The sequence below is a fragment of the Nocardia mexicana NBRC 108244 genome, assembly GCF_001613165.1.
In the GTDB taxonomy this organism is placed as follows: domain Bacteria; phylum Actinomycetota; class Actinomycetes; order Mycobacteriales; family Mycobacteriaceae; genus Nocardia; species Nocardia mexicana.
The window spans coordinates 1-26465 of record NZ_BDBV01000035.1 but is presented as its reverse complement, the minus strand read 5'-3'; the positions used below and the strand labels follow the sequence as shown (position 1 = coordinate 26465).

Sequence of the window (26465 nt, the reverse complement as noted above, 5' to 3'; positions counted from 1 at the left end):
GCTCAGTACTTCGCCATCAGATAGATACCGACAATGATCATGGCGCATGCGACCAACCGCCGTCCGGTCACCCGATGGCGCGGGAACCCCATCACGCCGAAGTGATCGATCGCCAGTGCCGCGAACATCTGCCCGGCGATGATCAGCGCGTTGAAGGTGCTCACGCCGACGTCGGAGGCGACGGCGATCATCGCGAGAATCGCTGCGCCGCCGAGCAATCCGCCGAACGGTGCCCACCTCGGCAAGGTCCGGACATCGGCTCGCGTCGGCCACGGCCACTGCTTGGTGACCATGCGCGCCACCAGCATGAACACCAGGAATCCGGTGAAGGCCACCGCGTAGGAGATCACGCCGCACAGCCATACGTTCTTCAGGGAGAGCTTCAGCGAGTTCTGGCAACCGGCCTCCACCGACCGCAGCGCGCCGCCGACCAGGATGAAGACGACGACGAGCGTCAAGGCATTGCGCGACAGGGGCTTTCGCGGAGGCTCGAGGGTTGTCGTGGTCATGACCGTGCCTCCCGGGTATCGGACATCAGGTAGATCGCCATGGTGATGAGCCCGCACGCGACGAAGCGGGGAACGGTGGCGCTGTGCTGTTCGAACCCCATGAGCCCGAAGTGGTCCATGACCAGCGCGACCACCATCTCACCGACGATCACGAGCGCGCTGAAGGTCGCCACACCCACATAGCGTGCGACCGCGATCATGCCGAGCACGGCCGCGCCGCCGATCAATCCACCGAAGGGCGCCCACCACGGCATGGCGCGGACGTCGTCGAGCGTCGGCCACGGCGACTTGGTCGACAGCGCCAGAAAGATCGAAAAACCGGTCAGCGCAACAGCATACGAGATCACCGCGCACAACCACATGTTCTTCATGTGGTTCATCAGGGTGTTCTGACAGCCGGCCTCGACCGACCGCAGGCCTCCCCCGACGAGTATGAACAGGTAGACCAACCCGATCGCGATCGGAATCGTATTCACCATGGGACCGCCCGCTCTTGTCGCAGCTGCGAAACAACCGCGGCCGCAGCCCGATTCGACCGGCAACAGGCACTCGGGGCGACCATTCGGTAAGTGACCTAAGTAATGTACCGTTAGTCAGCGGCATGATCAACCCCGCTGGTCACGGGGAGACACGCCGGCGAGTGCGCAAGAACGGTCAAGCGGCGACCGGACCACACAGGCCACACTGAACCCGTGACCACCGGACGTGACCGCCTCCGCGAACTCCTCGACGTCGTGCTCGACGACGACAACGCCACCCTGGGCGCGATGGCCGAGGACGCCTACGCCTCCCCGTACCACTTCGCCCGCCAGTTCTCCCGCGGAACCGGCGAATCCCCGGTCGCACTGCGCCGGCGGGTGCTGCTGGAGCGGGCGGCGTGGCAACTGGGCACCGGCGCCTCGGTGACCGATGTGGCGTTCGCGGCGGGATACGACTCGGTGGAGGGGTTCAGCAGGGCGTTCAGCCGCGCCTACGGCCATCCGCCCAGCGCGACCCGCACCGAGAAGAAACAGCGCTGGCTGCCCGCGGTGAACGGCATCCACTTTCATCCGCCGATGTCGTTGTGGGTGGCCAGCGAACCGAAAGGCCGACACGACATGGACCCGACATCGCTACTGCTGCACCACGATCTCGACGACACTCGCGAATTGCTCAAGCTGGCAACGAGTCTCAACGACGAGCAGTACCGTCGCAAGCGCGGCGACCACACGACCCTCAGCTGGGACGGCCCGGACGACTCCATCGCAACGGTGCTGGACCTGCTGATCTGGTCCAAGGAGGTGTGGCTGGCCGCGATCGACGGCGCCGACGAGCCCGCCCGGCAACCCGACGACCTGCCGACCCTGATGCGCCGCCTCGACGAGATAGCGCCGCACTGGCTGGATACGGTCCGGGAGATCGACCGCCGCGGCGGCTGGGGCGACACCCTCATCGACGCACTGTGCGATCCGCCGGAGAGCTTCGTGATCGGCAGTGTCATCGCGCACATCCTCACCTTCTCCGCGCACCGGCGGCTGCTCGCCCGGCAGTGGCTACGCTCCGAAATCACCGATGATGCAACGGAAATCGATCAGGGCGATCCGATCCTCTGGCTACAGAAGCGAGGCTGAACCATGACCCGTACCGTCTACTACACCGCGACCAGCCTCGACGGATTCATCGCCACCCCGGACCATTCGCTGGACTGGCTGCTGTCCCGCAAGGCGGACGAGGACGGCCCGATGGGTTACAACGCCTTCATCGCCGATATCGGCGCAATCTGCATGGGCGCCAGCACTTATCAGTGGGTTCTCGACAACGGCCATGCGGAGCCGTGGCCGTACGAGGTGCCGTCGTGGGTCTTCACCCACCGCACCTTCCCGCCGCGCACCGACGCCGATATCCGCTTCACCCAGGATCCGGTCCCGACCGTCTACAAGGAGATGGCGGAGGCCGCGGGCGACAAGAACCTCTGGGTGGTCGGCGGCGGCGATCTCGCCGGGCAGTTCGCCGACCACGGCCTGCTCGACGAGGTGTCCGTCTCCATCGCCCCGGTCACCCTGGGCGCGGGCGCGCCCCTGCTCCCCCGCGCCCTCGAACTGAAACTCACCGAACTCGCCCCCAACGGCGAATTCGCCTGCGCTCGCTACGAGGTGGTCCGCGGCTGAGGTGGAGCGCCCGGCATCACAGCGCGTCCAGCGAAACCGATTCGTAGACCTGGATTTCCGCATTCGCCAGGCCCGGGCACTTCGCGACCATGGCCGCCGCAGCATCGAGATCGTCGGCCCGCAGCATGGTGTAGCCGGTCAGGCGGCCGCCGTCGCTCGCGGATCCGTCGGCCGCGACGGTCTTGCCGTGGGTGAAGACATCACCCGGGTCGATCACCGCCTCGCCCAGTTCTTCGAACCACTGCTCCCAGGCCGCCCGCACGGCGGCCGGATCCTCATCCTGGCCTGGCAGGCCGGTATACGCCACCACATATTTCCCCATATGGAATCTCGCCTCACTGTCGGATTCAGCTGCTCGGACGATCCGCAATCCACGCGACCCTAGCGCGTGCCACCGACAGTCCCGGCGCAAGCTCACGACCCGGGCATAGACCAAGGCAGCGCCCGAGCACCCGGGGCGGCACCGCGGCCCCAGAATCGCGAGAGTTGCTTCCGAGGCCCCTGAAACTGGGGGCTCTTGCCAGCCAATTCCCCTGTCCCACAGCATTATCCGTCTCAATTGGGACATTCCACAACTACTCCCGAACAACCCTGTTCGTGGACTACTATCCGCCAAATGATCAATAGATCGTTACGAATAAACTCACCGATACCCACCCTTGCGAAGATCGTGCTGGCGGTCCTCACCGTCATCGCCTCCCTGATCGTCCCGTTCCTGTCGGCACCGCAGGCCCACGCGGCGGGGACGGTGGTGTGGGAAAGGCAGATCAGCGACCGCATTTTCGACTTCGGCGTCTCCTCCCCCAACATCGATGCCCCCATCAAGGTGGTGCGGCTGCTCGTCCCGCCGGGCTGGTCGAAGAACGCCAACCAGACCTGGCCGACCGTCTGGGTGCTGCACGGCGGCTTCGACGACCACAAGTCGTGGACGGAGAAGGGCAACCTCGAACAGCTCACCGCGAACAGCAACGCCATCTTCGTGATGCCCGAAACCAGCTGGTGCAGCGCGTATTCCAACTGGTACAACGGCGGCAGGTACGGCGCGCCCGCGTGGGAGACCTATGTGACCGAAGACCTGCGCACCATCATGGAGACCACCTACAAGGCCAACACCACCCGCGCCATCGCGGGCAACTCGATGGGCGGGCTGGGCTCGATGAAGCTCGCGGCCGCACATCAGGGCATGTACCGGTCGGCGGCGTCGTTCAGCGGGAATGTCGACCCGCTGCACGCCTCGGGCGCGCCCGGCGACCCCGATAAGCCGGGCCAGGGTTGTGCCGCGGACTGGAAGCGCGTGTGGGGCGACTACAACGTGCCCGCGGAACGCAAGATCTGGGAGGCCAACGACCCGTACGTGCAGGCGCCCAAACTCACCGGCATCCCGCTGTTCGTCTCCTACGGCAAGGGTGACGGGGTGGAACAGGCTGTGTACGAACAGAATTACCGCTTCGCCGATCACCTGCAGCAGCTGGGTGCCTCGGTCGACGAGAAGTACGAACCCGGCCAGGGCCACAACTGGGATGCCTGGACGGCTCAGATGCAGAACGCTCTCCCGATGCTGCTGCAATCGGTCGGCGGCTGACGCCTGGAGGACAAGGGCCGCAGCCGTGACCCGAGGTAGTCGGGTCACGGCCGCGGTCGACGGAGTCTCGGCCTACATCTGCGGCAGCCGATCCCCCTGTACCAGTTCCATGTCGAGATCGATCTTCACGGTGGTGCCGACGGCCGCGACTCCCGCCCGGACCACGGCGTTGTAGTCGATGGCGAAATCGTCACGGCGAAGCAGGGTTTCGGCGTGGAAGGCCGCCCGCACGCCACCCCACGGGTCCGGCCCGTAGCCGCCGTAGGTGAGCGTGAGGTCGACCGGGCGGCGCTGCCCGTGCAGCTCCAATTCCCCGGCCATCACCCAGGTTTCGGCACCGGTGCGCCGCAGCCCGGTGCTGGTGAAGCCGATGATCGGGAACCGCTCGACGTCCAGGAACTCCGCCGAGCGCAGATGTTCGTCGCGCATCCCGACGCCGGTGTCGATGCTGGCGGCCTTGATCTCGGCGTAACCCGTTGTCAGCTCGAAGTTCTCGGCCACATCCAACCGGCCACCGACATCGGCGAAGCGGGACTTGATACTCGCGATGCCGAGGTGCCGCGCGGTGGCGACGACCGTCGAATGCACCGGATCGATGGTCCACGGCCCGGCCGGAGGCATCTCGACCGCGCTCGACTCCGGTTCCAGCCGAATCTCACCGAGCGTGCCGCTGCCCGCCGACGAGACCCGGGCGACCTGGGCGACCGGCTTGTGCCCGGGCGCGGTGACGACCGCGGTGTGCATCCCGGGCGGCAGCGCCTCGGTCGCCGCGGCCCCCGTCTCGTCGGCCGTGGCGCGAGCGAGTTGGCGACCCTCCAGGCTGGTCACCGTCAGCACCGCCGCGGGCACGGGCCAGCCGTCCGCATTGCGAATCTGCGCCGTCAGCCCGCTCATGACTGCTCCACCTGCTCGTCGACGTCGTAACCGAGCCGCATGTCGTGGTCGGTCTCGCCACCGGCGACGCTCACCCGGCCGGTCACCGGCGGGTAACCGCGGGCGACGATGGTGTAGTCGCCCTCGGGCAGATCCTGGAGCACGTAGCGGCCGTCCTCGTCGGTGCGGACGGTCCCGACCGTCGTCCCGGCCTGATCGAGCACCGTGACCTGGGCATCGGGCACCGGGCGGCCGTCGGCTCGGACCGATCCGCTCAAGACCGCCATCGAGGCGAGCTCGACGTCGAAACGCAGCTGGCCGCTGTCGGGCACGGTCAGCGTGGTCGCCGTCGGCCGCATGTGCGCGGCGACCGCGACGAGCGTGTAGGTCCCCGCCACCACGCCGTGGCAGACGTAGGCGCCGTCGCCCGCGGTCACCGCCGAGCCGACCACCTCACCGCGCAGATCGGTCACGGTGACCGTCGCGCCGGCCACCGGCTCCCCGCGTCCGGCCGAGCGCACCAGTCCGGACAGCTCGCCGGAGCCCTGCAGGGTCAGATCGACCTGTTGCGAACCGCTGCCGACGGTGACGTTCACGGCCGTCGGCTGATACCCGCTCGCGGACACGATCAGCACGTAGCTCCCCGGCGTGGGCGGCTCGATGGTGAAGGTGCCGCCACCGTCCCCGGCCGCTCGCGAAACCTGGTGTCCGCGTTGATCGATCAGGGTCAGTGCCGCACCCGGCACCGGGCTCCCGTCCTCGCGACGAATGCGCCCACCGATCGCGCGGCCGCCCGTCGAGGCGACCACCGGGCTCGCCGTCATCGCCGACACCCGCTGTGCCGCATGGCCGTTGACTGCCGCATGTCTGCCTCCTGTCGATGCGAGGACCGGTTCGGGCTCGGAGATCACCTGTGCGGCGCCCTCCCAGACCTGGTCCTCGGCCCACTTTTCCTCCGCTTGCGTCGAGGCCGGCACGGCCCGGTGCGACGCGATCCGGGTCGATTCGGTCGTATCCGCCACCGCGGCGTCCGGCTCCGGCTGCGCCTGGGGAGGCGGACCATCCTGCAGCGGAATTTCTTTCATGAACATCAGCACGATGCAGGCCACCAGCGCCACGCCCGCGGCGGCGAAGAACACGCCGTGCATCGAGTTCGTGAAGCCGATCAGGATCGGCTCCCGCACCTGATCCGGCAGCGCCGCGATACCCGCGGTGTCGGACTGCATCTGAGTGAGCTTGTCGGTGTCGAATCCGGCCGGGAGATGCCCGCCGAACGCGTCGACGATCTTGTTCGGCAGCAGGTTGAACAGGATCGTCAGGAACACCGCGACACCCAGCGTGCCGCCCACCTGCCGGAAGAACGTCGCCGACGCCGTCGACACACCCATATCCGTACGCGGACCGGCGTTCTGGGCCGCGATGATCAGCGTCTGCATGCAGCAGCCCAGGCCGAGGCCGATGATGCCGCCGAAGACCAGCGGCTGCCACAGCACGCTGTCGAAGTGCACCTGCGCGTACAGCAGCGCGCCGATGGTGATGACGAAGGTGCCGATGACGGGCAGGATCTTGTAGTGCCCGGTCCGCTTGGTGACCTGACCGGCGATCAGCGATCCGATCATGATCCCCGCCACCAGCGGCAACATCAGCAGACCCGCCTCGGTCGGCGAATATCCGCGCACCACTTGGAAATACAGCGGCACCATGGAGATCGCGCCGAACATCGCGATGCCGACGATGAAGCCGCCGATGATGGTCACGGTGAAGGTCGAATTCTTGAACAGCCGCAGCGGAATCAGCGCCGAGTCCTTCATCAGGTATTCGACGACGATGAACAGCACCAGGCCGACGGCGCCGATGCCGTAGCAGACCAGTGCCTTGGTCGAGTCCCAGCCCCAGCTGCGGCCCTGTTCGGCCACGATCAGCAAGGGCACCACGCAGATCGCGAGCGCCACCGCTCCGAACCAGTCGACGCGGAGCTTCTGCCGCTGGTGCGGGACGTTGAGCACCTTGGCGACCACCGCGAGCGCGAAGACGCCGATCGGCACGTTCACCAGGAACACCCAGCGCCAGCCCTCCAGGCCCCACAGGTGGTCGTAGTCGGAGAACAGGCCGCCCAGCACCGGCCCCAGCACGGTCGACGTGCCGAACACCATCATGAAGTAGCCCTGATACTTCACGCGCTCACGCGGCGGCACGATGTCACCGATGATGGTGAACGCCAACGACATCAGGCCGCCGGCCCCCAGCCCCTGAAACGCCCGGAAGCCCGCCAGCATGTACATCGAGGTCGCGAACGTACACGCCGCCGACCCGATGACGAACAACGCGATAGCGGTGAGGTAGAACGGCTTTCGGCCGTAGATGTCGGCCAGCTTGCCGTACAGCGGGGTGCTGATCGTGGCGGTGATGAGGTAAGCCGTTGTGGCCCAGGCCTGCTGGTCGAAACCGTTCAGACTGTTGGCGATCCGCACGATCGCCACGCTCACGATGTTCTGGTCCAGCGCGGCCAGGAACATGCCGAGCAGCAGGCCGGACAGAATGGTCATGATCTGCCGGTGCGACAGTCTCTGACCGGCACCCGCATCCAGGTCCGGCTGCGCCGCCGGGGCCTGGGTGGTCGTAGTCGTCATTTATCCGCTCTATTCGAATCGGCTGGGACAGTGGTCTTTTCGATACCCGCGACGAGGCGCTCTACCAGATCGGTCAGCGTCGCCCGGTCGTGCTCGGGCCAGTCGGCGATCAGCTCGGCGATCCAGCGGTTGCGGACCCGGCGGTTCTCCTCGAACACCCGCACCCCCTCCGCGGTGGGCACCAGCACGCAGGCGCGGCCGTCGACCGGATCGGCACGCCGTTCCACCAGACCGTGCGAGACCAGGCTGCGCGTCTGCCGGCTGATGGTGGAGGTCTCGGCGTGCAGCATCTCGGCGAGCTTCCCGGTCCGCTGCGGGCCGTCGTGGACCAGGCAGAACAGCACCGCGTAGGCCAAGCGCTCCAGCCCGTCCGGACCGTGCTTGGCCAGCTGTGATTTAGTTCTGCCGATCGCCCGCATGAGCCGGACCAGCTGGGCGCCGAGTTGGTCGGCGACGTCGAGTTCGGCTGTCGTAGCACCGCGATCACGGGCAGCAACGACCATGATCAGATTTCCTTTTCCCCGCAGCGCATTTGTTAGCACTTACAACTAGTTGCTGAGGCCAACTATACAGACCGGAGGTGGTTCCTCCGCAACCAAATTTTGCGCCGTCCGCTTTGTCCGAAATGGGCGCCAACCAGTGCGGATCACCCAGGTCGGACCGTGCATCCCGCATCCGAGCAACCCCCGCCAGCACGCAGCTGTGGGCAGGAACACACCGCAGGTCGACCATTCCCGCACCCCACGCATGTTCACGCACAGCTTCCATCGGGCCACACGTAGTGCGGGAACGTGGAGGGGGTGCGGGAACCATGGCTCTACCACACAACCTCAATCGACCTCGAGGTCAAGTGCGGCCGAACCGCGAGCATTCAGGCGGTGCGGCGTCGATGCTCCGCCACGTGCACTCGCGTGGAGCACTTCGTCGAGCAGAAGCGGCGGCGTCCGTTGCGGGAGGTGTCGATGAAGACGACGCGGCAGCCCTCGCGGGCGCAACGCCCGATGCGACCGGCGTCCTCACAGAACAGCGTGGCGAGCCCGGCGGCGGTGTATGCCTTCACGCGCTCGTCCATCGGATCGCACTCCCCGGCGTAGTGCAGATGGGGTGCGCGGCCGTCGTGGGTGGAAATGTATGGGCGGCTGGTGGTTTCGGCGAGCAGGGCGTTGAGGCGGTCGACCGTCGGATCCGTGAACACCTCGTCGAGGCGGGCGATCCAGCGACGCAACCCGGCGGCCTGGCGCGCGTTCAGTGTGGTGACGGGGCGGTAACCGAACTCGTCGAGCAGGCGGACGAGATCCGCGCCCTCGTCCGCGTTGACGAGCAGGGCGGCGAGTTCGGCCGCCGCGCCTCCGTAAGGGTTGAACTGCACTAGGTTATTACACCACGCTGAGAGCATGAGTGAGTGCAGCAAGCGGAAAGACAGGCACCGCATCATCGACGGCCGGGGCGGCGCCGAGCGGCGACGGGGCTCGGCGCGCAACACCACCTGCCCCTCCTGCGCCTGGCCGTCACCGGCCCTGATCTCGTCACACGGCTCGGTGCGCTACCTGCGATGCGTGTGCGGGCGCTGGCTGGTCGTCGAGGGAGGCGCAGTGGTCGCGGCGGCGGGGTCCAGTCAGTTCGTCGAACCGACGACCGGACCGGCCGATGCGGCGACATTCCGGGCCAGTGGAAGCTGAGTGGATCTTGCCCACCGCTCCGGACGCTTCGCATGATGAGGCGATGACCGCTCACATCTCGGCAGCGGATCTGCTGCCCGCCACCGTCGTGGACGCCTTCGCGCCGACCGTCACCTTCCTCAACGCCGCCAACTACGGACTGATGCCGAAGGTCGTCGCGGAGGCCATGGCCGAAGCCGAAACCCAGCGCATGAACGGCACTTTCAGCTCCCCGTCGCTCGACGCGGTGGTGCACGAGTGCCGCGCGTCCTTCGGCAGGCTGACGGGGTTCACCCCCGGCCAGGTCGCCGTCGGTTCCCAAGTGTCGCAGTTGGTCTCGATCGTGGCGGGCGGCCTGCCCGCGGGCGCGTCGGTGGTGTTGCCGGAGGGTGACTTCACCTCCGTGCTCTGGCCGTTCCTGGCCCGCGGCGACCTGCGGGTGCGCACGGTGCCGCTGACCGGCCTCGCCGAGGCGGTGCGGCCGGATGACGATCTGGTAGCCGCGTCGGTGGTGCAATCGGCCGACGGCCGCGTGGCCGACACCGACGCCGTGGTCGCGGCGGCCCGAAACCACGGCGCCCGAGTGCTTTTCGATCTCAGCCAGGCGGTCGGCTGGTACCCGGTGCACGATCTCGGCGCCGACTGGGTCGTGAGCGTCGGCTACAAGTGGCTGCTCGGCCCGAAGGGCACCGCATTCCTCGCCGGTACCGACGAGGCGCTGGCGCAGCTGCGTCCGCTCGCGGCCGGGTGGTATGCCGGATTCGATCCGTGGCAGACCTGCTACGACACGTCACTGCGATTGGCAAGCGACGCCAGGCGATTCGATCTTTCCCCGGTATGGGAATCCACGATGGCGCAGCAGCGTGCGCTGGAGCTGGTGTCGTCCATAGGCATTGACGCGATCCATCGGCACAACCTCGCGTTGGCCGACAGGTTGCGGACCGGACTGGGCCTGCCGCAGGGTAACTCGGCAATCGTCTCGATCGAGGTCGCGCCGGAGAAATTGCAACAGCTCAAAGAGGCGGACGTTATCGGCTCCGTGCGTGCCGGTCGCCTGCGGCTCAGTTGCCACCTCTACAACACCGAGGCCGATATCGACCGCGCCTTAACAGTGTTGGGAAGTTAGCGGCACGGTTGCTCGCAGATCCGCTTACAATCTCCGGGACCGACTCGAAAGGGACCCGCAGATGCAAGCGGTCATCACGGAAGTCGCCGTAGAAGGCAAGCGGCTCATCGACGAGGCGTGGCTCGGGAGGATCAGTCGCGACCAGGCCGTGCACCGGTTCGTGCAGGTCGGCGACGGCATGGTGGAGTTCGATACCGCCGCCGACATCGTCGACGACGGCCTGGCCTGGCTCGATGCCCACTCCACCCGGCTCCGGCTGGTGGGCTGGTGCTCGGTGCTGGAACTGCCGGTCTTCGGCGGCCTCGCGCTGATCGGCGTGGTCACCGGCGACTACGTGGCTGCCGGGATCGCGGTGACCCTGCTGGCTGCCCTGCAGTACCTCCACCGCCGCTTCGCACCGCACTCCGCCCCCGTCCTCCGCCGCGCCCGCGCTCGGCGCTGAAAGTCGGACGGCTCAGTCAACCGACACCGACTCGTGCTTCCGGATGAAATCCATAATGCGCTGAAGGACTTGCCCTCGGATCTCGTCCAGCACCGCATGCCCTCGGTCCGGATAGATCTCGATCTCGTTGTGCGCCAGATTCGTCCGGATCCTTCGGACACTCGACTCCGGTTCGGAGACGACCGAGTTCGCACCGAAGATGGCCAGGGTCGGGACCGTAATAGACTGCAATTCTTCATCTTCGAGTGGACGCGCCCACCCGACACCCATCCGGTAGGCCTTGTAGGCGATGTTGACATAGGCCTCTTCGTCCGGCGACATCTCGATTCCCGGAGTCAGCCAGTCGCGCATCTTCCGCATGTTCGCCTCGGTCGGCCGCAACCCGATCCGCAGGATCTTCAGCAACACGCGCCAGCTGGGTTTGACCAGCACGCCACCGGGCTCGATGAGTGTCAGGCTCGCCAGCCGCGAGGGGGCGTGGAGCGCGGCAAGCGCGGCGTGCCAGGCGCCGTGCGAGTAGCCGACGACATGCGCGCGCCCGACCCCGAGACTCGCCAGCACCTCGTCGAGCCATGTGGCGAAGTCGGCTTCCTCGGACAACGGGGCGGTCTGCACGCTCAAACCCCCGGTACCGATGGTGTCCGGCGCGTACACGACCCGATCGCGCGCCAACTCCTCGATCGAGGCGTACCAGTAGGACCCGGTGCCGCCCACCGGGTGCAGCAGGACGATCGGGGCCCCTTCGCCTGAGCCCGACTCCCGGACGTGCGTGGATCCGAAGGATGTCTCTATGTGGTGCTCGGTCGACGGCAGTGGCCACAATGCCGAGAGCTTCTCGTATGCCTGCATGTACTGCGCGCGAGCCGCGTCGTTCTTGAACCGCCCGATCTTCGCCATGATCCCTCCCGATCCCGCTTTGGTGGTATGAACGTACCACATAAATGGTATGCGCGTACCATCAAAATCCGGCCTCAGGGAAACAGGAGGATGTGGTGCCGCGGTTGGTCGATCACGAGCAGCGACGCCGGGAGATCACCGGCGCGATGCGGCGCGTCATCGCGCGGGGTGGGCTGGAGGCGGCCACCTTTCAGTCGGTGGCCGCCGAGGCCGGGATCTCCGTGCGGCTGGTGCAGTACTACTTCGGCAACAAGAAGGAGCTGATCCGGGCGACGTTCCGGGCGGTGATCGACGACGCCGCAAGGCAATTCATGCGGCGGGTGGAGGAACTGGGCGCGAACGCGGGACCGCGGGACATGCTCCGCACGATCCTGCTGGGGCTGCTGCCGCTGGACAAGGGGCGGCGGGAGAACACGATCGTCCTCGCGGCATTCCATGCCGCCTCACTGACGGGGTCCGAGGTATCCAACGATCAAATACTCGGCCCCCCAAACCTTTTGGTCACGGTGATCTCCGATCAGCTCCGGAAGGCGGGGGCCGCCGCCGATACGGTGGAACGCGATGCCGAGCTCATCGCCGTCAGCATCTCCGGGCTCACGCAGGGCCTGGTATCGGACATGCCGGTCGATCCGGAGACCTTCGTCGATCACCTGCTCGACCGGACCCTGGGCAGCGGCGATCGCTCCCGATGAAGCGAGGGTCGGCGCCGGACCACTCTGTCGCACCCGCTGAATACCATGGCGCCATGACCACTGCCCAGCGTCTGCACATCGTCCCGTCCCGGTTCGCGGTGGAACACCTGCCCAACGCGACCTTTCCCGAGGACGACGAGTGGATCGCGCTGGTGCGGGCCCCCGAGGGGCTGACCATGGTCCGGGAGGCGCCGCCGTGGGAGCAGGGCGAGGTGTGGATCGGCTTCTACGCCGGAGCCACCGCACACGGGCTCGACACCCCGGGCATGCTGGCCGCGCTGGTGACCCCGCTGGCCGACGCGGGAGTGCCGGTGTTCGTGGCCTCGACCTACCACGCCGACCTGGTTCTGGTGCCCGAGCTGCGGCGTGAAGATGCTGCGACGGCACTGAAGGAGGCGGGTCACAGCATCACCGAGTAGGCGCGGCGGCAGTCGGATCATTTCCGAGGCGCGGAGCGGCGCTGCTTCCATGCGAGGTACTTGCCCCGCAGGCAGGCTGCGCACGGGCGGTAACCCGCGGAGATCGCCGTCTGCTCGTCGGCGAAAAAGACCCGGTTGGCGACGTAGCGCCCACGGGGAAGGGCGCGCAACGCCGCCGGGCAGTCGAGACGGCCGTAGATCCGCAGGCGGCGATGCCCGCCCAGGGTTCCGGGAACCGGACTGCTGTAGGGCTTTCCATCCGAACCGGTCAGCGTGTAGGTCATGAGCGTCCGTCCGGGTGGTCATAGGTTCGCAAGCGGCGACAGCCACCCAGAGATCCGGGAACTGCACTGCTATAGGACTTTTCATCCGAGCCGATGAGCGTGTAGGTCATGCGATTCGTCCTATCGCCGAGCCCGGTGGTCAGCGATGCGTGAACCAAGGACACGACTCATCGAAACTGTGAGGCATCTAGGACCGATACGGAGTTCGAATGTATTGCAGCGCAGAATCTTACGCGGCAGCAGTCCGGCTCAGGCGTCGTGGAACACCAGGCCGAGCGTGCGCCGCTGACCGGAGCGGACGACGCTCACCCCGTGTCGCATGGGCGCCGCGGACCAGCCCCGGGCACCACGTACCGGGCGTTCGCGGGTCGTGAATATCAGCCCGTGCCCCTGCGGCAATGTCACTGCGGCGCCGCGGGATTGGGCGCGCGGACGCTGCTCCACCATGAGGAACTCACCTCCGGTGAAGTCGACGCCCGGAACATCCAGCCCCACGACGACCTGCAGCGGAAATATCATGTCGCCGAACAGATCCCGGTGCAGGGCGTTCCAGTCGCCGGGGCCGTAGCGCAGCAGGATCTGCGACGACTTGGACTGCCCCGCCTGATGGCACTGGGCGATCCAGTCGTCGAGCCGCTGCGGCCACGACCCCGGGCGGTCGAGGCGTTCGGCCCAATCCCGCGCTATGGGTAGCAGTTTCGGGTAGAACGCGGCCCGCAGTTCGCGCACGGTCTCGGGCAGGTCGTGCGCGAAGTAGCGGTATTCCCCGGAGCCGAAGCGGTGCCGCGCCATGTCGATCGTGCTGCGGAACAGGTCCGCCCGGTCGTACAGCTCGGCCACGTCGCGGCATTCGTCGGCGGTCAGCAGCGGACCGGTGAGCGCGTGCCCGTGCTCGTCGAGTTCGGCGGCCAGCGCCGCCCAATCCTGATCGGCGACACGGTCGGCGCGCACCCGAGCGGCCGCCGTCACGCGGCCACCCGCGCCTGCTCCAGCTCGAGCAGCCGCTGCTTGCGGTCCACTCCCCCGGCGTACCCGGTGAGCGACCCGTCGGCGCCGATCACGCGATGGCACGGCCGCACGATCAGCAGCGGATTCGCCCCGATCGCGGTGCCGACCGCACGCACCGCCGCCCGCGACGCCCCGATCCGGGAGGCGATCTCCCCGTAGGTCACGGTGCTGCCGTACGGGATCTGCTCCAGTTCCTTCCACACCCGGCGCTGGAAATCGCTTCCCGCACCGCCGAATTCGAGATCGAACCCGGTTCGCTCGCCGTCGAAGTAGTCGCGCAGCTGTGCCACCACCGTCTCGAAGGCGGCCGGATCGGCGATCCAATCGCTCTGTACCGCAACGCTTTTACCGCCCTCGATGGACAGCGCGGTGAGCACCACGCCGTCGCCCGCCGGTTCCCCGGCCAGCAGCAGCTCGCCGAGCGGGCTGTCGATCGTCGTGTAGACGGTCATCGAAGTTCCTTTCGCCTGTCTCGTTCTGTTGCACTACCCAATCTGCCGCAGCAACAGAAGCGATACCGGCGGAAATCAGACACGTCGTTCTATCGCCGGTCACAGGCGTTTTTACTGGTCAGACGCATCTCCCGGCACAGAGCCGGATCACCCGTCAGCTATCGACTGTCGACCTCGTGCCCGTCGGACTGACCGGGCGCGAAGGGCCATTCCTCGAACCAGACGCAGCGCCCCTCGGCGTCGAACCGCAACACCCACAGGTCGCGCCAGCGGGGCGGATCGTCGCGAGCGTATTCGACCTCCACCCGCACGACCGCGGTGTCCCCGTCCACCGCGACGACCCGATACTCCATGGTGAAAGGTTCGTCCGGCCCGTCGCGGCCCTGCTCCCAGAATTCCGCCAGCGCCGCCGCATCGGTGATCGGCCGCGCCCACGGCGAAACCAGGTACCCGGCGTCGGGCGCGAACAGCTCGGCGAGCTGGTCGGTCCCTCGCGTCCGCCAGGCCCGCTCGTACCCGTCCACCCACGTCTCGACAGCCGTACGGTCCATAACCCCGAAGGTATAACGAACGACACGCGATGCGTTGACGGAACGGTCCGCGCGCCGCCGTGTCGGCTCCATCGCAGAGGTTGCGGCAACGCGGCGTCCGCCGTTCGCCGCGGGAGAACAGACTCCGGAATACCGCGGTGACGCCTCGCCGTTACTCCCCACTGCAAACAACCTCGCTAGCAAGGAGATCCATGCGGATCATCGTCATCGGCGCCACCGGGACCATCGGTTCGGCGGTCGCCGCCCAGCTGGAGCGGGACCACGAAGTCGTTCGCGCATCCCGGCGCGGGCCGATTTCGGTGGATATGGACGACCCGGCCTCCATCGAGAAGCTGTTCGCCACGGTACCCGACGTAGACGCCGTAATCTGTTGCGCCGCAAGCGGAAAGCTCACTGATCTGGACTCCGACGACGACTTCTACCGCGGCATCCAGGGCAAGCTTTTCGGCCAGGTCGAGCTGGCCCGCACGGCCCTGCGGCACCTCCGCGACGGCGGTTCGGTCACCCTCACCTCGGGTGTCTTCGAGCGCGCGCAAAAGGGGATGTCGTTCGGCGCACTGGTCAATGCGGGGCTCGAGGCCTTCGTCGGGGCCGCCGCCACCGAGATGTCGCGCGGAATCCGGCTCAACACCGTCAGCCCGGGCTGGGTCGCCGAGACCCTGGAGTCCATGGGTCTCGACGGCGCCGACGGAACCCCGGCACGCAACGTGGCCGCCGCCTATGTCGAGGCGGTGCAGGGCACCCGACAGGGTCAGACCCTGCGGCCCAGCCGGGCGGGCGTGCTGGTCGTGTAGGTCAGACGCGCTGCAGCTCCGGCGCCCGGCGCACCGGCTTCAGCGTCTTGTCCAGGCTGGTTCGCATGGTCGTGGCCGAGTCGAGCAGGTAGTTCTGGCGAACCTTCCACGGATGCCGGTGGCCCTGCCGGGGGAAGTCGCCGATCGAACGCTGGATGTAGCCCGAGGCGAGGTCCAGCAGCGGAGTCTCGTCCAGATGTCCCTGCGGCTCCGGCACCACCGCCCGGTAGCCGCGACGGTCCATGTGCGCCAGCACTTTACAGACCAGCCGCGAGGTGAGGTCGGCGCGCAGCGTCCAGGACGCGTTGGTGTACCCGATGCACACGGCGAAGTTGGGCACGCCGGTGAGCATGGCCCCCTGCCAGACGAACTGGTCGGCGAGATTCACCGGCTCGCCGTCGACCGTCAGCGAAAGTCCGCCGAACGCCAGCAGTTTCAGGCCCGTCGCCGAGATCACGACATCCGCCTCGAGCACCCGGCCCGACTTCAGCCGGATCCCCTCGGGCACAAAGGTTTCGATGTGATCGGTGACCACCTCCGCCTTGCCCTTCTTCATCGCCTTGAAGAAGTCGGCGTCGGGTACGGCGCACAGCCGCTGATCCCACGGGTTGTAGCTGGGCGTGAAGTGCTCGGCGACCAGCTCCCGGTCCTTCAGGATGCGGGTCGACAGGTCGGTGAGCAGCTTGCGCGCCGCCTCCGGCCGGCGCCGGCAATACTGGTAGAAGCCCACGTTGAACAGGATGTTCTTGGTGCGGATCAGCCGGTGCGCCAGCTTCGGCGGCAGTAGTTCGCGGATCCGGTCGGCCTGCTTGTCGCGGCCGGGCACCGCCGAGATCCAGGTCGGCGAGCGCTGCAGCATGGTGATCAGCTCGGCCTGGTCGGCCATGGCGGGCACCAGCGTGACGGCCGTTGCCCCGCTGCCGATCACGACCACCCGCTTACCGGCGTAGTCCAGATCCTCGGGCCAGAACTGCGGGTGCACCAGCTGCCCCGCGAACGTTTCGACGCCGGGGAATTGCGGTGCGTGCCCCTGCTCGTAGTTGTAATAGCCTGCGCAGCAGTACAGGAACCCACAGGTCAGGCTGCGCTGTTCGCCGCCCTGCTCGAGGGTGAGCGTCCACCGCGCCTCCTCGCTGGACCACGAGGCCGCAATCACCTTGGTGCCGTAACGGATTCGCTTCTCGATCCCGTTCTCGGCCGCGGTCTCCCGGATGTAGCGCAGGATCGACGGCCCGTCGGCGATCGACTTGGCATCGCGCCACGGCTTGAACGGGTAGCCGAGGGTGAACATATCGGAGTCGGAGCGCACGCCGGGGTACCGGAACAGGTCCCAGGTGCCGCCCATCGACTCGCGCGCCTCGAGGATCGCGTAGCTGCGGCCGGGATGTTCGGACTGCAGCCGATAGGCGGCGCCGATCCCGGACAGGCCCGCACCCACGATCACGACATCGAGATGTTCCATGCCTCCAGTGTGCTGGGCGCGGGCCCCGGCTTCTTGACTTCGCGCGACAACTATTTGATTCTGAACGACATGTCGGTGATCCGGTCCGCGGGCCTGCGCGGCTTCCGCGCCACGGTGGCCGAGCTGGGCGGCGATGCCGAGGAGTTCGCCGCCGCGGCCGGGCTGCCGATCGCCGCGCTCGACGCCGACGATCTACTGGTGCCCGACCAGGCGATGGCCATGGTGCTGGAACTCGCGGCCGACCGGCTGAGCTGCCCCGATCTCGGGCTGCGCATCGCCACCCGCCAGGACCTCGGCATGCTCGGCCCGCTCGCGCTGGCCATCCGCAGCTCCCCCACCCTGGCCGACGCGCTGGAATGCACCTCCCGCTACCTGTTCGTGCACGCCCGGTCGCTGCGACTCACGCTGGAGCCCGACCCGTACGGGGATCGCGGCGTGACGGCGCTGCACTACGGCGTGCAGCCCGGCCTGCCGATCACGATCCAGGGCACCGATCTCGGGCTGGGATTCCTGCACCGGGCGGTGCGGCGGTTGGTGGACGGGCCGTACGGGCTGCGCAGCATCGAACTGCCGTACCGCCCTCCGGCGGCGCGGTCGGTGTACGAGGAATTCTTCGGCGCCCCGGTGCGATTCGACCGCCCGGCCGCGATGTTGCGGGTGCCCAGCAGCCTGACCGCGCGGGCGGTGGCGGGCAGCGACGAGACGCTGCGCCGGTTGGCGCTGGCGTTCCTCGCCGAGCAGTCCGCCGACTCCGGAGCCAGCTACGAGCCGAAGGTGCGGGCCGCGGTACGGCAGCTGCTCGGCACGACGGCGCCCGAGATAACTTCTGTCGCAAGGCTTCTCACCGTTCATCCGCGCACGCTCCAGCGTCGGCTGGCGGCCGAGAATACCTCCTTCGCAGCCATCCTCGACGATGTGCGCCGCACCGAGGCCCGCCGCTATCTCACCACCACCGACCTGCCCATGAGCCAAATCGCCTCTCTCCTGGGGTTTTCCGAACAAGCCACGTTCACCCGAACCTGTCACCGATGGTTCCGCACCACCCCCACCGCCCTCCGGCGCAAACACCAAGCGGCGAACGGGAATTCACGGTGACGCCGGACCTCGTTCCGGTGATCATGCGCCTAACCGACCGTACCCCGCGAGCACCGCGAAGGACTCCTTCGGCTCCCATGCGTTCCCTCCACCGTCAGCCACCCGGACCAGTCCGGCACTCGCCAGATCGAGATCCGCACGCGGGCCGGTGCGGTGGGGCAGGTCGAAGCGCGCGAAGCAGTACCAGAACGCGATGTCGACCCCCTCGGCGTCGAATATGTCGAGCAGTTCGGCGAGGTGGGCGGCCTGTCCCTCCTCGTCACGCTCGTAGTCGCCGTCCAGCCGCACCGGCCGGGCCGTCTGCGGATCCCATTCGACGATGTCGACGCCACGCGGCCCGCGGTCGGGTGCGCCGCGATAGGTGCTGCACCCGAACTCGGTGAGCGCCACCGGCTTCCCCATCGACGCCCCCTGAGCCACGAAGCCCCGGATGCTGTCGCGGTATCGGTCCCCCATCTCGATCGACCGGTACCCGGCATCGGTGGCGAGGATGTCGAACAGGGTCCAGTCGACACCCTCGAAAGGCAGGCCGGCATAGGTCACCCGGCCGCCGAAACGCTCTCGCACGACATCCACCGCGCGGGCCAGAAAAGTGTTGAGGCGCACCGGAATCGTCGCCAGCGAGGCCCTTCCGCCCGGCTCGGCCAAGGCCGCGGCCCGCTCCTCGAACGTGGCCCCGGGCAGATAGCCGGGGAGGAACAGGCTCAGCTCGGAGCCGACGGCCAGCACCACCGTGGCGCCCCGATTCCGCAGCCGTTCCGCGTGCCCGGCACAGTCGGCGAGCAGGTCGAGCAGTTGCTCCCCGGTGATGTTGTTGACGAACGGGCACAACCACACCTCGAGCCCCGCCTCGGCCGCCAGCGATGCCGCCGCTGTCAGCCGCTCGGCGTACCCCCCGGTGATGCGCACGGCGGTGCACCGCAGGTCGTGCCGGATGGCGCGCATATCGCGCCGCACGGACTCGGCGTCGAACGGTTCGTGCGTGCTGCTGCCGCGGTTGACGAAGCCGGTGTTGTAGCAGACGCCAGTTCCTCGCATGATGATCTCTCCTCACTACGGTACGTTGCGTACCCTAATATCGACCATAGCCCGAGTCAGCAGGACGCAGCAAGGTACGATCCGTACCGATATGAATGAACCCCGGCAGACCCGACGCCGCGGCGCGGCCCTCGAACAGGCGATTCTGCGCGCCGCCGTGGACGAGCTGCTCGAATCCGGCTACGCCGGTATGACCATGGACAGCGTCGCCCGGCGCGCGGGCACCAACAAGAACGCCATCTATCGCCGCTGGCCCCACCGCGCGGCGCTGGGCGTCGCCGCCTACCGCCAGCTCGCCTCCGCGGAAATGCGGCTACCCGACACGGGAACCCTGCGCGAGGACGCCCTGGAGCTGCTCCGCCGCGCCAATTCGCATTTCACTTCCCCGCTCGGCGAGGTCCTGCGCGGGCTGCTCGCCCACGCCGCCGACGATCCGGAACTGCTGGCCCAGATCCGTGAGCAGTCCGGCGAGTCCGGCCCCCGCCCGTGGCTCGCCATTCTCGACCGCGCCGTCGCCCGCGGCGAGGTATCCGCCGACGCACGTCATCAGAGGGTGGCCACGGTCCCGATCGACCTGTTACGCAACGAATTCGCCACCCACGGCAATCCGAGCGCCCCCGACGAGGTCCTCATCGACATCATCGACAAGATCTACCTACCCCTACTCCGAGGCTACGGCGCACGTCCGTGACAAACGCCCGGCCCCCACGCCTCGCCCGGCCACCCACCAACGGCACCAACAACATTCGGCACCCGGGCGATCCAACATAGCCCCGTTCGCGCACCCCCCGCACGTCCACGCACCCCGTACAACCTGCTGCAGCGAGTGCGAGAACAGCCACGGGGTGCGTGAACTCGCTGGCGCAGGCCGGGGTGGTCACGTGGCGGCGGGGGCCCAGCGGTTGGCGGTGAGCTGGAATCCCGGGAGGGCAGACAGCGACATCGTCGACTCGTAGATGCGCTCGTAGCCGGTGTGCGTGATCCGCCACTGCCCGTTGTCTTTTCTGTACCGATCTCGGTAGTACGCGGCGCCGCGGATCTGGACACCGTGGTCCGGCACGATCACCGTATCCTCCAGACACCAACTGCCGGTGGCGGTTTCGCCCTCGACCTCGATGACGGGATGGGTGCACACGTGCACGGTGATGATATTGCTGCTCAGCGCCGTACGCATGAACTCCACGATCGCGGCGCCGCTCGTGAACTGCAGTGGCCGCCCGCCCGACGGGGAGCCGTAGTCGCCGGTGGCGTCCTCGGCCAGCGTCTCGGCGAACTCGTCCCACTGCTTGAGGTCCAGCGACCGCAGATAGCGATACTTCAGCGCACGAATCTCCTCCAGCGCAACCAGATCCATCCGCGGCCACCTCCTTGCGTCACCCCGCGACCACAATAGAACAGGTTCTCATTTTTCGTGCGGATTTCGATTGTCACATGTGTGTGCCGCCGTCGATGCGGACCTCGGTACCGGTGATGAACGCGCCGTCCTCCGAGGCCAGCATGGCCACCACACCGGCGACCGTATCGGGCGACGCGAAGCCCTGGCCGATGGCGGGCATCAGCTTCATGAACAGGCTCATATCGGCGTCGTCGGGGATGCCGGGGCCGCGGCCGTCGGTCATATCGCTGGAGATCGAGCCGGGCGCCACCGCGACCGCGCGCAGGCCCTGCTTGGAATACTCCGAGGCCAGCGCATGGGTCATGGACATGATGCCGCCCTTGGAGGCCGCGTAGGCCGACATGTACGGGTGGGCGAAGAACGTCGACGTCGACGCGAAGTTCACGATCACCCCGCGGCCCGACTCGAGCAGTGCGGGCAGCGATTCGCGAATCATCAGGAAGGTGCCGGTGAGGTTCGTGGTGATGATCCGGTTCCAGTCGGCGAGGGGCATCTCGTGGGTGTGGGCGGACCGCAGGATCCCGGCGGCGTTCACCAGCGCGTCCAGACCGCCCAGGGTTTCGACGGCCTTGGCGACGCCCGCCTGTACGGACGCCTCGTCGGAGATGTCGATGCGGAGCGTGGTGAGCCGGTCGGCGGTGCCGCGCTCGGCGGCCTGCTTCGCGGTCTCGGCCAGCCCGGCGTCGTTGACATCGGCGCCGACGACGGTGCCGCCCTCGGACAGGATGCGATGCACGGTGGCCCGGCCGATACCCGACCCGGCACCGGTGATCAGGACGCGGCGATCGGCAAAACGCTCCATGACGAAACTCTCCTAACCTGGGAAAACTCTTCTACTTGGCACGTTACGCCTAATTGGCACGTCGTGCCACCATGGCATTGTGTGCGTACCATTGACCGGGAAAGGAGGCCGCCCGAGCATGGCCGCATCGAAACCGTCCCTCGCCGCACGCCGCAAGACCGAGACCCGGCTGGAGATCGCGCACACCGCGGCGCGGTTGTTCGCCGAGCAGGGGACGGCGGCCGTCACCGCCGAGCAGATCGCCGCCGAGGCTGGGGTCGGCCTGCGCACGTTCTATCGGTATTGCCGTACCAAAGAGGATGCCGTGGAACCGATGCTGTCGACGGGTGCGTCCCGCTGGCTGGACGCCCTCGCCGCCGGGCCCCGCCGCCTGCCGACCCGCGCCGAACTCGAGCACGCCGCGGTGCGGGCCCTGACCCCCGACGCCGAGATCGGCGAGGAACTCGACATCATGCGCGGCCTGCTGCGCGCGATGGCAGGCGACCCGGCCCTCCACACCGTGTGGCAACGGGTCAATTCGTCCGGCGAACAAGCCCTGCTCACCACCCTCACCGACCTGTCCCCGGACAGCGACCCCCTACGCCTGCGCCTGCTCGCCGCGGCCGCCGCCACCGCCATCCGCATCGCCCTCGAACAGTGGGCCACCACCGACGCCCCCGCCACCGGCGCGGGCTCCCCCGCCGACCTGGTAGCCACCTGCATGCACGACCTCACCGGCAACATCCGCTGATGCACCGACTCCCCTATTCCCGGCATGCACCGACCCCCCTAATTCCCGGCATGCTTTTGGCCGGGATCAGCTGCCCGTGGTGGCCTTCTTCCCGCCCTTCTTGGCGTCCGATTTGCCTGTGGGGGTTTTCTTTTCGGACTTCGCGGGCTTCTTGCCGTTGGATGAGACAGCGGCGATGGATTGTTCCCGGCCGTCCTTGTCGGCGACGGCGCCGACCAGCAGGCCGGAATCGTCGGCGTCGACGCTGACGGTGTCGCCGGGGTTCAGGCCGCCGCCGAGGACCAGTGTGGAGACGCGGTTCTCGAGTTCCTTCTGGACCGTGCGCTTGAGTGGGCGGGCGCCGAACTCGGGCTGATAACCGTTGTCCGCCAGCCAGTCTCGTGCCGCATCGGAGACGTCCAGCTCCATGTCCTGGGCGCGCAGCCGGCGCCGCGGGCCGTCGAGGACCAGATCGACGATGTGCCGCAACTGATCCCGGTCCAGGCGGTGGAAGATGATGGTCTCGTCGATGCGGTTCAGGAATTCCGGCCGGAAGTGCTGCTGCAGTCGCTCCATCAGCTTCGGCTCGATCGAATCCACGTCGCCCGCAGGCGCTTTCAGGATCAGGTCGGAGCCGATATTGCTGGTCATGATCACGATGGTGTTCTTGAAATCGACGGTGCGTCCCTTGGAGTCGGTGACGCGGCCGTCGTCGAGCAGCTGCAACAGCACGTTGAACACGTCCGGGTGCGCCTTCTCCACCTCGTCGAACAGGATCACCGAATACGGCTGGCGCCGCACCTTGTCGGTGAGCTGGGCGGCGTCGTCGTAGCCGACGTATCCGGGCGGGGCGCCGACCAGCCGCGACACCGTGTGCTTCTCCTGGAACTCGCTCATATCGAACCGGATCATCCGGTCCTCGTCCCCGAACACCGCCTCCGCCAACGCCTTTGCCAGCTCGGTCTTGCCGACGCCGGTGGGCCCGAGGAACAGGAACGAGCCGATCGGCCGGTTCGGATCCTTCATCCCGGCGCGGGCGCGGCGCACCGCCTCGGCGACGGCGACGATCGCCTCCTCCTGCCCGACCACCCGCTTGTGCAGCACGTCCTCCAGCTGCAGCAGCCGCTCGCGCTCCTCGACGGTGAGTTCGGAGACCGGGATTCCGGTCTGCTTGGACACCACCTCGGCGACGTCGTCGAGGGTGACGCGCGGCAGGTCGTCCTCGTCGTTCTCGATGTGGTCGACGCGTTCCTCGGCGGCGGTGATCTGTTCCTTCAGCGAGTCGGCGCGGGCATAGTCCTCGGCGGCGACGGCGGCGTCCTTCTCCCGCTTCAGCCGCGCCAGCTCCTCCTCGGCGTCGCGCAGATCCGGTCCGGGCATGCGGGTGCGCAACCGGACCCGGGCCCCGGCCTGATCGACCAGGTCGATGGCCTTGTCGGGCATGAAACGGTCGGTGATGTAGCGGTCGGACAGCTCGGCCGCGGCGACCAGCGCCTCGTCGTCGTAGCGGACCTGGTGGTGCTCCTCGTAGACGTCGGCGAGCCCGCGCAGGATCTCGATGGTGTCGGCGACGGACGGCTCGGGCACCATGACCGGCTGGAACCGGCGCTCCAGCGCGGCGTCCTTCTCGATGTGCTTGCGGTATTCGTCGATGGTGGTGGCGCCGATGGCGTGCAGTTCGCCGCGGGCCAGGGCCGGTTTGAGCAGGTTGCCCGCGTCCATCGAGCCCTCGCCGCCGGAACCGGCGCCGACGATGGTGTGCAGCTCGTCGATGAACAGGACGAGCTCGTCGGAGTGCTCGCGCACCTCGTCGAGGATCTTGGTCAGCCGCTCCTCGAATTCGCCGCGGTACTTGCTGCCCGCCACCAGCGAGCCCACGTCCAGCGCGATGACGCGACGGTCGGCGAGGGTGCTGGGGACGTCGCCGTTCACGATCCGCTGCGCCAGGCCCTCGACGATGGCGGTCTTGCCGACGCCCGGATCGCCGATGAGCACCGGATTGTTCTTGCGCCGCCGCGACAGGATCTCCACGGTCTGCTCGATCTCCTCGGCGCGGCCCACCACCGGGTCGACCTTGCCCGCGCGGGCCTCCGCGGTGAGATCGCGGCCGTACTCGTCCAGCGTCGGGGTGTCACTGGGCTGCTTCTGCCCCTCGACCTGTGGCAGCTTCGCGCCCGACAGCGCCTGCGCGGCCGGGCTGTCGCTGTTCGAGGCGATGCCGAGCAGGATGTGTTCCGGGCCGATATAGCTGGACCCGGCCTCGGCGGCGCTGCGCTGGGCGTTGCGCAGGGCCAGCTTGGCCGCGGGGCTCAGCACCACGCCGCCGCCGGTCGTGGTCGCCGTCGCCTGCCCACTCCCGGCCGCGCTGCGCATTTGCGCGCCGACCTGGTCGGGGTCGAGATCGAGCTGGGATATGACGCTGCGGGACGGCTCCACCCGGGTGGCCGCGTACAGCAGATGCTCGGCGGTGATCTCGGCGTTCCCCCAGTCCTGCGCGGCGTCGCGGGCCTCGGCGACCAGGGATTTGGCGTTGTCGCTCAGCAGCCGCCCCAGATCGATTCGCTGCACCGGCGGTTGCGAGGTCAAACCCGACGAACCGAAGAAGCGGTTGTAGATGTCGTCGAACGAGCCGAACGAACCGGGCCAAGCTGCGGTCATGTCCACACCTCGTCGTCTGTCTGCGCCGCGCCCGCGGCGCGCTGCCAGGGCATGGACGGCGCTGCGCCGAGCGTCAACACCGTCGCGGGTAGTGCTCAGCCAGATGACCGGCGAATCGTCGGCTACGTCGCGTCATCGGCGACTCGACGGCCGCTCGACGCGCCGCCGAGGTGATACCGACCGTTCCGAAACGGTCGGATTCCACCGTACTCCATCCCGCAAGCCGCCCGAGGCCGCCGCGAACAGCCCCGCGTCACAATTCGGGCAAATACACAGCGACCATCCGGACAACGCACACCGGCCAATCAACCTGCTCGAGTGCCACAACGGGAGTTCGCATACCCACCAACCAACTCACCCCAGTGCCACAACGAGAGATCGCATACCCACCAACCAACCCACCCCAGTGCCACAACAAGAGATCGCATACCCACCAATCGATCTTGCTTCGGTGCAACACTCGAAAGGGGTTGGCCTCGAGGAGGATCTGTGACCGAGCGAAGCGTGGGAACGGTCGAGGCCGTCAGGCCGTTTCCCCGGCGGGTCGCCCCGAAGGGTTCCTACATCTGGAACGTGGTGACGACCACCGATCCCAAGCTGCTCGGGATCATGTACATCGTCACCTCGATCTCGTTCTTCCTCATCGGCGGCCTGATGGCGCTGCTGATGCGCGGCGAACTGGCCAGACCGGGACTGCAGTTCCTGTCGACCGAGCAGTTCAACCAGCTGTTCACCATGCACGGCACGATCATGCTGCTGTTCTATGCGACCCCGATCGTGTTCGGCTTCGCCAACTGCGTGCTACCGCTGCAGATCGGCGCGCCGGATGTGGCATTCCCGCGATTGAACGCGCTGAGCTACTGGCTGTACCTGTTCGGCGCCTCGATCGCGACCGCCGGTTTCATCACCCCGGGCGGCGCGGCCGATTTCGGGTGGACCGCATACACATCGCTCAGCCTGAGCACCTACGCCCCGGGAGTGGGCGCGGACCTGTGGATCATGGGTGTGGCGGTGTCGGGTCTCGGCACCATTCTCGGCGGCGTCAATATGATCACCACCGTGGTCTGCCTGCGCTGCCCCGGCATGACCATGTTCCGGATGCCGATCTTCACCTGGAACATCCTGGTCACCAGTGTCCTTGCGCTGCTAGCCTTTCCGATCCTCACCGCGGCGCTGATGGCGCTCGCGGTGGACCGGCACCTGGGCGGCCACATCTACGATCCGTCCAACGGCGGAGCCAT

The 26465-nt window shown here is 67.6% G+C and carries 30 protein-coding genes; 13 read left to right on the top strand and 17 right to left on the bottom strand.

The window, feature by feature from the left end; genetic code table 11:
- Positions 1-2: 2 nt before the first annotated feature.
- Entirely contained in the window at positions 3-509 is a 507-nt protein-coding gene (locus tag NM1_RS14245) for a DMT family transporter (RefSeq protein ID WP_068019560.1), read from the bottom strand.
- Positions 506-988 carry a DMT family transporter gene (locus tag NM1_RS14240; protein ID WP_068019559.1) on the bottom strand — a complete coding sequence of 161 codons (483 nt, stop codon included), beginning with the start codon at positions 986-988 and terminating at the stop codon, positions 506-508. The genes NM1_RS14245 and NM1_RS14240 overlap by 4 nt, the downstream gene beginning before the upstream one ends.
- A gap of 213 nt (positions 989-1201) precedes the next feature.
- Between NM1_RS14240 and NM1_RS14235 the strand changes: the two genes are divergently transcribed.
- Both NM1_RS14235 and NM1_RS14230 read left to right on the top strand, forming a co-directional pair.
- A complete protein-coding gene (locus NM1_RS14235) occupies positions 1202-2119 on the top strand; it encodes a helix-turn-helix domain-containing protein (RefSeq protein ID WP_068019556.1) in 918 nt (305 codons plus the stop codon).
- A gap of 3 nt (positions 2120-2122) precedes the next feature.
- Positions 2123-2656, top strand: a complete 534-nt coding sequence (locus tag NM1_RS14230; protein WP_068019553.1) for a dihydrofolate reductase family protein — start codon at positions 2123-2125, stop codon at positions 2654-2656.
- A gap of 16 nt (positions 2657-2672) precedes the next feature.
- Here the strand turns inward: NM1_RS14230 and NM1_RS43030 are convergent, their stop codons facing one another.
- Positions 2673-2978, bottom strand: a complete 306-nt coding sequence (locus NM1_RS43030) for a YciI family protein (RefSeq protein WP_068019550.1) — start codon at positions 2976-2978, stop codon at positions 2673-2675.
- A gap of 294 nt (positions 2979-3272) precedes the next feature.
- On the opposite strand from NM1_RS43030, the gene NM1_RS14220 reads away from it, so the two are divergent.
- On the top strand, positions 3273-4238 hold the full coding sequence (locus NM1_RS14220) for an alpha/beta hydrolase (protein WP_246011547.1): 966 nt from the start codon (positions 3273-3275) through the stop codon (positions 4236-4238).
- A 72-nt stretch (positions 4239-4310) separates the two neighbouring features.
- Here NM1_RS14220 and NM1_RS14215 read toward each other — a convergent pair whose 3' ends face one another.
- The 4 genes from NM1_RS14215 to NM1_RS14200 form a co-directional block, all read right to left on the bottom strand.
- The gene (locus NM1_RS14215; RefSeq protein WP_068019548.1) at positions 4311-5132 is read right to left on the bottom strand and encodes a YceI family protein; all 822 of its coding nucleotides are present in this window, start codon (positions 5130-5132) and stop codon (positions 4311-4313) included.
- On the bottom strand, positions 5129-7741 hold the full coding sequence (locus NM1_RS14210) for an MFS transporter (protein ID WP_068019545.1): 2613 nt from the start codon (positions 7739-7741) through the stop codon (positions 5129-5131). Before NM1_RS14210 ends, NM1_RS14215 begins: the two co-directional genes overlap by 4 nt.
- Positions 7738-8244 (bottom strand): MarR family winged helix-turn-helix transcriptional regulator, encoded by a 507-nt coding sequence (locus tag NM1_RS14205; RefSeq protein ID WP_068019543.1) that lies wholly within the window; start codon positions 8242-8244, stop codon positions 7738-7740. The genes NM1_RS14210 and NM1_RS14205 overlap by 4 nt, the downstream gene beginning before the upstream one ends.
- Positions 8245-8612: 368 nt before the next feature.
- The gene (locus tag NM1_RS14200) at positions 8613-9110 is read right to left on the bottom strand and encodes a CGNR zinc finger domain-containing protein (RefSeq protein ID WP_068019542.1); all 498 of its coding nucleotides are present in this window, start codon (positions 9108-9110) and stop codon (positions 8613-8615) included.
- A gap of 25 nt (positions 9111-9135) precedes the next feature.
- Between NM1_RS14200 and NM1_RS14195 the strand changes: the two genes are divergently transcribed.
- From NM1_RS14195 to NM1_RS14185, 3 genes are all read left to right on the top strand, one after another.
- The gene (locus tag NM1_RS14195) at positions 9136-9420 is read left to right on the top strand and encodes a hypothetical protein (protein ID WP_246011546.1); all 285 of its coding nucleotides are present in this window, start codon (positions 9136-9138) and stop codon (positions 9418-9420) included.
- Positions 9421-9463: 43 nt separating this feature from the next.
- Positions 9464-10525 carry an aminotransferase class V-fold PLP-dependent enzyme gene (locus NM1_RS14190; protein WP_068019539.1) on the top strand — a complete coding sequence of 354 codons (1062 nt, stop codon included), beginning with the start codon at positions 9464-9466 and terminating at the stop codon, positions 10523-10525.
- Between the two features lie 61 nt (positions 10526-10586).
- Entirely contained in the window at positions 10587-10967 is a 381-nt protein-coding gene (locus tag NM1_RS14185) for a hypothetical protein (protein ID WP_068019536.1), read from the top strand.
- Positions 10968-10979: 12 nt separating this feature from the next.
- On the opposite strand, the gene NM1_RS14180 is transcribed toward NM1_RS14185, so the two are convergent.
- Complete coding sequence (locus tag NM1_RS14180) at positions 10980-11864, bottom strand: alpha/beta fold hydrolase (protein ID WP_068019785.1); 885 nt, start codon at positions 11862-11864, stop codon at positions 10980-10982.
- Positions 11865-11959: 95 nt separating this feature from the next.
- Between NM1_RS14180 and NM1_RS14175 the strand changes: the two genes are divergently transcribed.
- Together NM1_RS14175 and NM1_RS14170 are read left to right on the top strand one after the other, a co-directional pair.
- Positions 11960-12556 (top strand): TetR/AcrR family transcriptional regulator, encoded by a 597-nt coding sequence (locus NM1_RS14175; protein WP_068019783.1) that lies wholly within the window; start codon positions 11960-11962, stop codon positions 12554-12556.
- A gap of 53 nt (positions 12557-12609) precedes the next feature.
- Entirely contained in the window at positions 12610-12975 is a 366-nt protein-coding gene (locus tag NM1_RS14170) for an ACT domain-containing protein (RefSeq protein WP_068019533.1), read from the top strand.
- A gap of 17 nt (positions 12976-12992) precedes the next feature.
- Here NM1_RS14170 and NM1_RS14165 read toward each other — a convergent pair whose 3' ends face one another.
- The 4 genes from NM1_RS14165 to NM1_RS14150 all read right to left on the bottom strand — a co-directional run bounded on the left by NM1_RS14165 (position 12993) and on the right by NM1_RS14150 (position 15270).
- Positions 12993-13259: an Ada metal-binding domain-containing protein gene (locus tag NM1_RS14165; protein ID WP_068019531.1), complete on the bottom strand. Its 267-nt coding sequence runs from the start codon at positions 13257-13259 to the stop codon at positions 12993-12995.
- Positions 13260-13508: 249 nt separating this feature from the next.
- Positions 13509-14228 carry a 2OG-Fe(II) oxygenase gene (locus NM1_RS14160; RefSeq protein ID WP_068019528.1) on the bottom strand — a complete coding sequence of 240 codons (720 nt, stop codon included), beginning with the start codon at positions 14226-14228 and terminating at the stop codon, positions 13509-13511.
- Complete coding sequence (locus NM1_RS14155) at positions 14225-14719, bottom strand: methylated-DNA--[protein]-cysteine S-methyltransferase (protein ID WP_068019524.1); 495 nt, start codon at positions 14717-14719, stop codon at positions 14225-14227. The genes NM1_RS14160 and NM1_RS14155 overlap by 4 nt, the downstream gene beginning before the upstream one ends.
- Positions 14720-14877: 158 nt before the next feature.
- Positions 14878-15270 carry a YybH family protein gene (locus tag NM1_RS14150; protein ID WP_068019522.1) on the bottom strand — a complete coding sequence of 131 codons (393 nt, stop codon included), beginning with the start codon at positions 15268-15270 and terminating at the stop codon, positions 14878-14880.
- A 59-nt stretch (positions 15271-15329) separates the two neighbouring features.
- Here NM1_RS14150 and NM1_RS14145 point away from each other — a divergent pair, with 59 nt between their 5' ends.
- Positions 15330-16064 carry a short chain dehydrogenase gene (locus tag NM1_RS14145; RefSeq protein ID WP_342773736.1) on the top strand — a complete coding sequence of 245 codons (735 nt, stop codon included), beginning with the start codon at positions 15330-15332 and terminating at the stop codon, positions 16062-16064.
- A gap of 1 nt (position 16065) precedes the next feature.
- Here the strand turns inward: NM1_RS14145 and NM1_RS14140 are convergent, their stop codons facing one another.
- Positions 16066-17526 (bottom strand): flavin-containing monooxygenase, encoded by a 1461-nt coding sequence (locus NM1_RS14140; RefSeq protein ID WP_068019509.1) that lies wholly within the window; start codon positions 17524-17526, stop codon positions 16066-16068.
- Here NM1_RS14140 and NM1_RS14135 point away from each other — a divergent pair.
- On the top strand, positions 17518-18621 hold the full coding sequence (locus tag NM1_RS14135) for an AraC family transcriptional regulator (protein ID WP_246011545.1): 1104 nt from the start codon (positions 17518-17520) through the stop codon (positions 18619-18621). The two genes, NM1_RS14140 and NM1_RS14135, sit on opposite strands and share 9 nt — an antisense overlap.
- A 21-nt stretch (positions 18622-18642) precedes the next feature.
- Here NM1_RS14135 and NM1_RS14130 read toward each other — a convergent pair whose 3' ends face one another.
- On the bottom strand, positions 18643-19659 hold the full coding sequence (locus tag NM1_RS14130; RefSeq protein ID WP_068019506.1) for a glycoside hydrolase family 113 protein: 1017 nt from the start codon (positions 19657-19659) through the stop codon (positions 18643-18645).
- A 91-nt stretch (positions 19660-19750) separates the two neighbouring features.
- On the opposite strand from NM1_RS14130, the gene NM1_RS14125 reads away from it, so the two are divergent.
- A complete protein-coding gene (locus tag NM1_RS14125; protein WP_068019503.1) occupies positions 19751-20350 on the top strand; it encodes a TetR/AcrR family transcriptional regulator in 600 nt (199 codons plus the stop codon).
- A 186-nt stretch (positions 20351-20536) separates the two neighbouring features.
- Here the strand turns inward: NM1_RS14125 and NM1_RS14120 are convergent, their stop codons facing one another.
- Both NM1_RS14120 and NM1_RS14115 read right to left on the bottom strand, forming a co-directional pair.
- On the bottom strand, positions 20537-21013 hold the full coding sequence (locus NM1_RS14120; protein ID WP_068019501.1) for a nuclear transport factor 2 family protein: 477 nt from the start codon (positions 21011-21013) through the stop codon (positions 20537-20539).
- 73 nt (positions 21014-21086) lie between these two features.
- Positions 21087-21857 (bottom strand): SDR family NAD(P)-dependent oxidoreductase, encoded by a 771-nt coding sequence (locus NM1_RS14115; RefSeq protein WP_068019499.1) that lies wholly within the window; start codon positions 21855-21857, stop codon positions 21087-21089.
- A 118-nt stretch (positions 21858-21975) separates the two neighbouring features.
- Here NM1_RS14115 and NM1_RS14110 point away from each other — a divergent pair, with 118 nt between their 5' ends.
- Positions 21976-22587, top strand: a complete 612-nt coding sequence (locus tag NM1_RS14110) for a TetR/AcrR family transcriptional regulator (RefSeq protein WP_068019497.1) — start codon at positions 21976-21978, stop codon at positions 22585-22587.
- 66 nt (positions 22588-22653) lie between these two features.
- On the opposite strand, the gene NM1_RS14105 is transcribed toward NM1_RS14110, so the two are convergent.
- On the bottom strand, positions 22654-25224 hold the full coding sequence (locus tag NM1_RS14105) for an ATP-dependent Clp protease ATP-binding subunit (RefSeq protein ID WP_068019492.1): 2571 nt from the start codon (positions 25222-25224) through the stop codon (positions 22654-22656).
- Positions 25225-25713: 489 nt separating this feature from the next.
- On the opposite strand from NM1_RS14105, the gene NM1_RS14100 reads away from it, so the two are divergent.
- On the top strand, positions 25714-26465 hold a 752-nt coding region (locus NM1_RS14100; RefSeq protein WP_174556874.1), incomplete at its 3' end, for a cbb3-type cytochrome c oxidase subunit I.

Bases quoted from the DNA above. Each gene is read 5' to 3' on its own strand.
- NM1_RS14245 (WP_068019560.1), bottom strand. From the start codon at position 509: ATGACCACGACAACCCTCGAGCCTCCGCGAAAGCCCCTGTCGCGCAAT.
- NM1_RS14240 (WP_068019559.1), bottom strand. From the start codon at position 988: ATGGTGAATACGATTCCGATCGCGATCGGGTTGGTCTACCTGTTCATA.
- NM1_RS14230 (WP_068019553.1), top strand. From the start codon at position 2,123: ATGACCCGTACCGTCTACTACACCGCGACCAGCCTCGACGGATTCATC.
- NM1_RS43030 (WP_068019550.1), bottom strand. From the start codon at position 2,978: ATGGGGAAATATGTGGTGGCGTATACCGGCCTGCCAGGCCAGGATGAG.
- NM1_RS14220 (WP_246011547.1), top strand. From the start codon at position 3,273: ATGATCAATAGATCGTTACGAATAAACTCACCGATACCCACCCTTGCG.
- NM1_RS14215 (WP_068019548.1), bottom strand. From the start codon at position 5,132: ATGAGCGGGCTGACGGCGCAGATTCGCAATGCGGACGGCTGGCCCGTG.
- NM1_RS14210 (WP_068019545.1), bottom strand. From the start codon at position 7,741: ATGACGACTACGACCACCCAGGCCCCGGCGGCGCAGCCGGACCTGGAT.
- NM1_RS14205 (WP_068019543.1), bottom strand. From the start codon at position 8,244: ATGGTCGTTGCTGCCCGTGATCGCGGTGCTACGACAGCCGAACTCGAC.
- NM1_RS14195 (WP_246011546.1), top strand. From the start codon at position 9,136: ATGAGTGAGTGCAGCAAGCGGAAAGACAGGCACCGCATCATCGACGGC.
- NM1_RS14190 (WP_068019539.1), top strand. From the start codon at position 9,464: ATGACCGCTCACATCTCGGCAGCGGATCTGCTGCCCGCCACCGTCGTG.
- NM1_RS14185 (WP_068019536.1), top strand. From the start codon at position 10,587: ATGCAAGCGGTCATCACGGAAGTCGCCGTAGAAGGCAAGCGGCTCATC.
- NM1_RS14180 (WP_068019785.1), bottom strand. From the start codon at position 11,864: ATGGCGAAGATCGGGCGGTTCAAGAACGACGCGGCTCGCGCGCAGTAC.
- NM1_RS14170 (WP_068019533.1), top strand. From the start codon at position 12,610: ATGACCACTGCCCAGCGTCTGCACATCGTCCCGTCCCGGTTCGCGGTG.
- NM1_RS14165 (WP_068019531.1), bottom strand. From the start codon at position 13,259: ATGACCTACACGCTGACCGGTTCGGATGGAAAGCCCTACAGCAGTCCG.
- NM1_RS14155 (WP_068019524.1), bottom strand. From the start codon at position 14,719: ATGACCGTCTACACGACGATCGACAGCCCGCTCGGCGAGCTGCTGCTG.
- NM1_RS14150 (WP_068019522.1), bottom strand. From the start codon at position 15,270: ATGGACCGTACGGCTGTCGAGACGTGGGTGGACGGGTACGAGCGGGCC.
- NM1_RS14135 (WP_246011545.1), top strand. From the start codon at position 17,518: ATGTTCCATGCCTCCAGTGTGCTGGGCGCGGGCCCCGGCTTCTTGACT.
- NM1_RS14140 (WP_068019509.1), bottom strand. From the start codon at position 17,526: ATGGAACATCTCGATGTCGTGATCGTGGGTGCGGGCCTGTCCGGGATC.
- NM1_RS14130 (WP_068019506.1), bottom strand. From the start codon at position 19,659: ATGCGAGGAACTGGCGTCTGCTACAACACCGGCTTCGTCAACCGCGGC.
- NM1_RS14125 (WP_068019503.1), top strand. From the start codon at position 19,751: ATGAATGAACCCCGGCAGACCCGACGCCGCGGCGCGGCCCTCGAACAG.
- NM1_RS14120 (WP_068019501.1), bottom strand. From the start codon at position 21,013: ATGGATCTGGTTGCGCTGGAGGAGATTCGTGCGCTGAAGTATCGCTAT.
- NM1_RS14115 (WP_068019499.1), bottom strand. From the start codon at position 21,857: ATGGAGCGTTTTGCCGATCGCCGCGTCCTGATCACCGGTGCCGGGTCG.
- NM1_RS14110 (WP_068019497.1), top strand. From the start codon at position 21,976: ATGGCCGCATCGAAACCGTCCCTCGCCGCACGCCGCAAGACCGAGACC.
- NM1_RS14105 (WP_068019492.1), bottom strand. From the start codon at position 25,224: ATGACCGCAGCTTGGCCCGGTTCGTTCGGCTCGTTCGACGACATCTAC.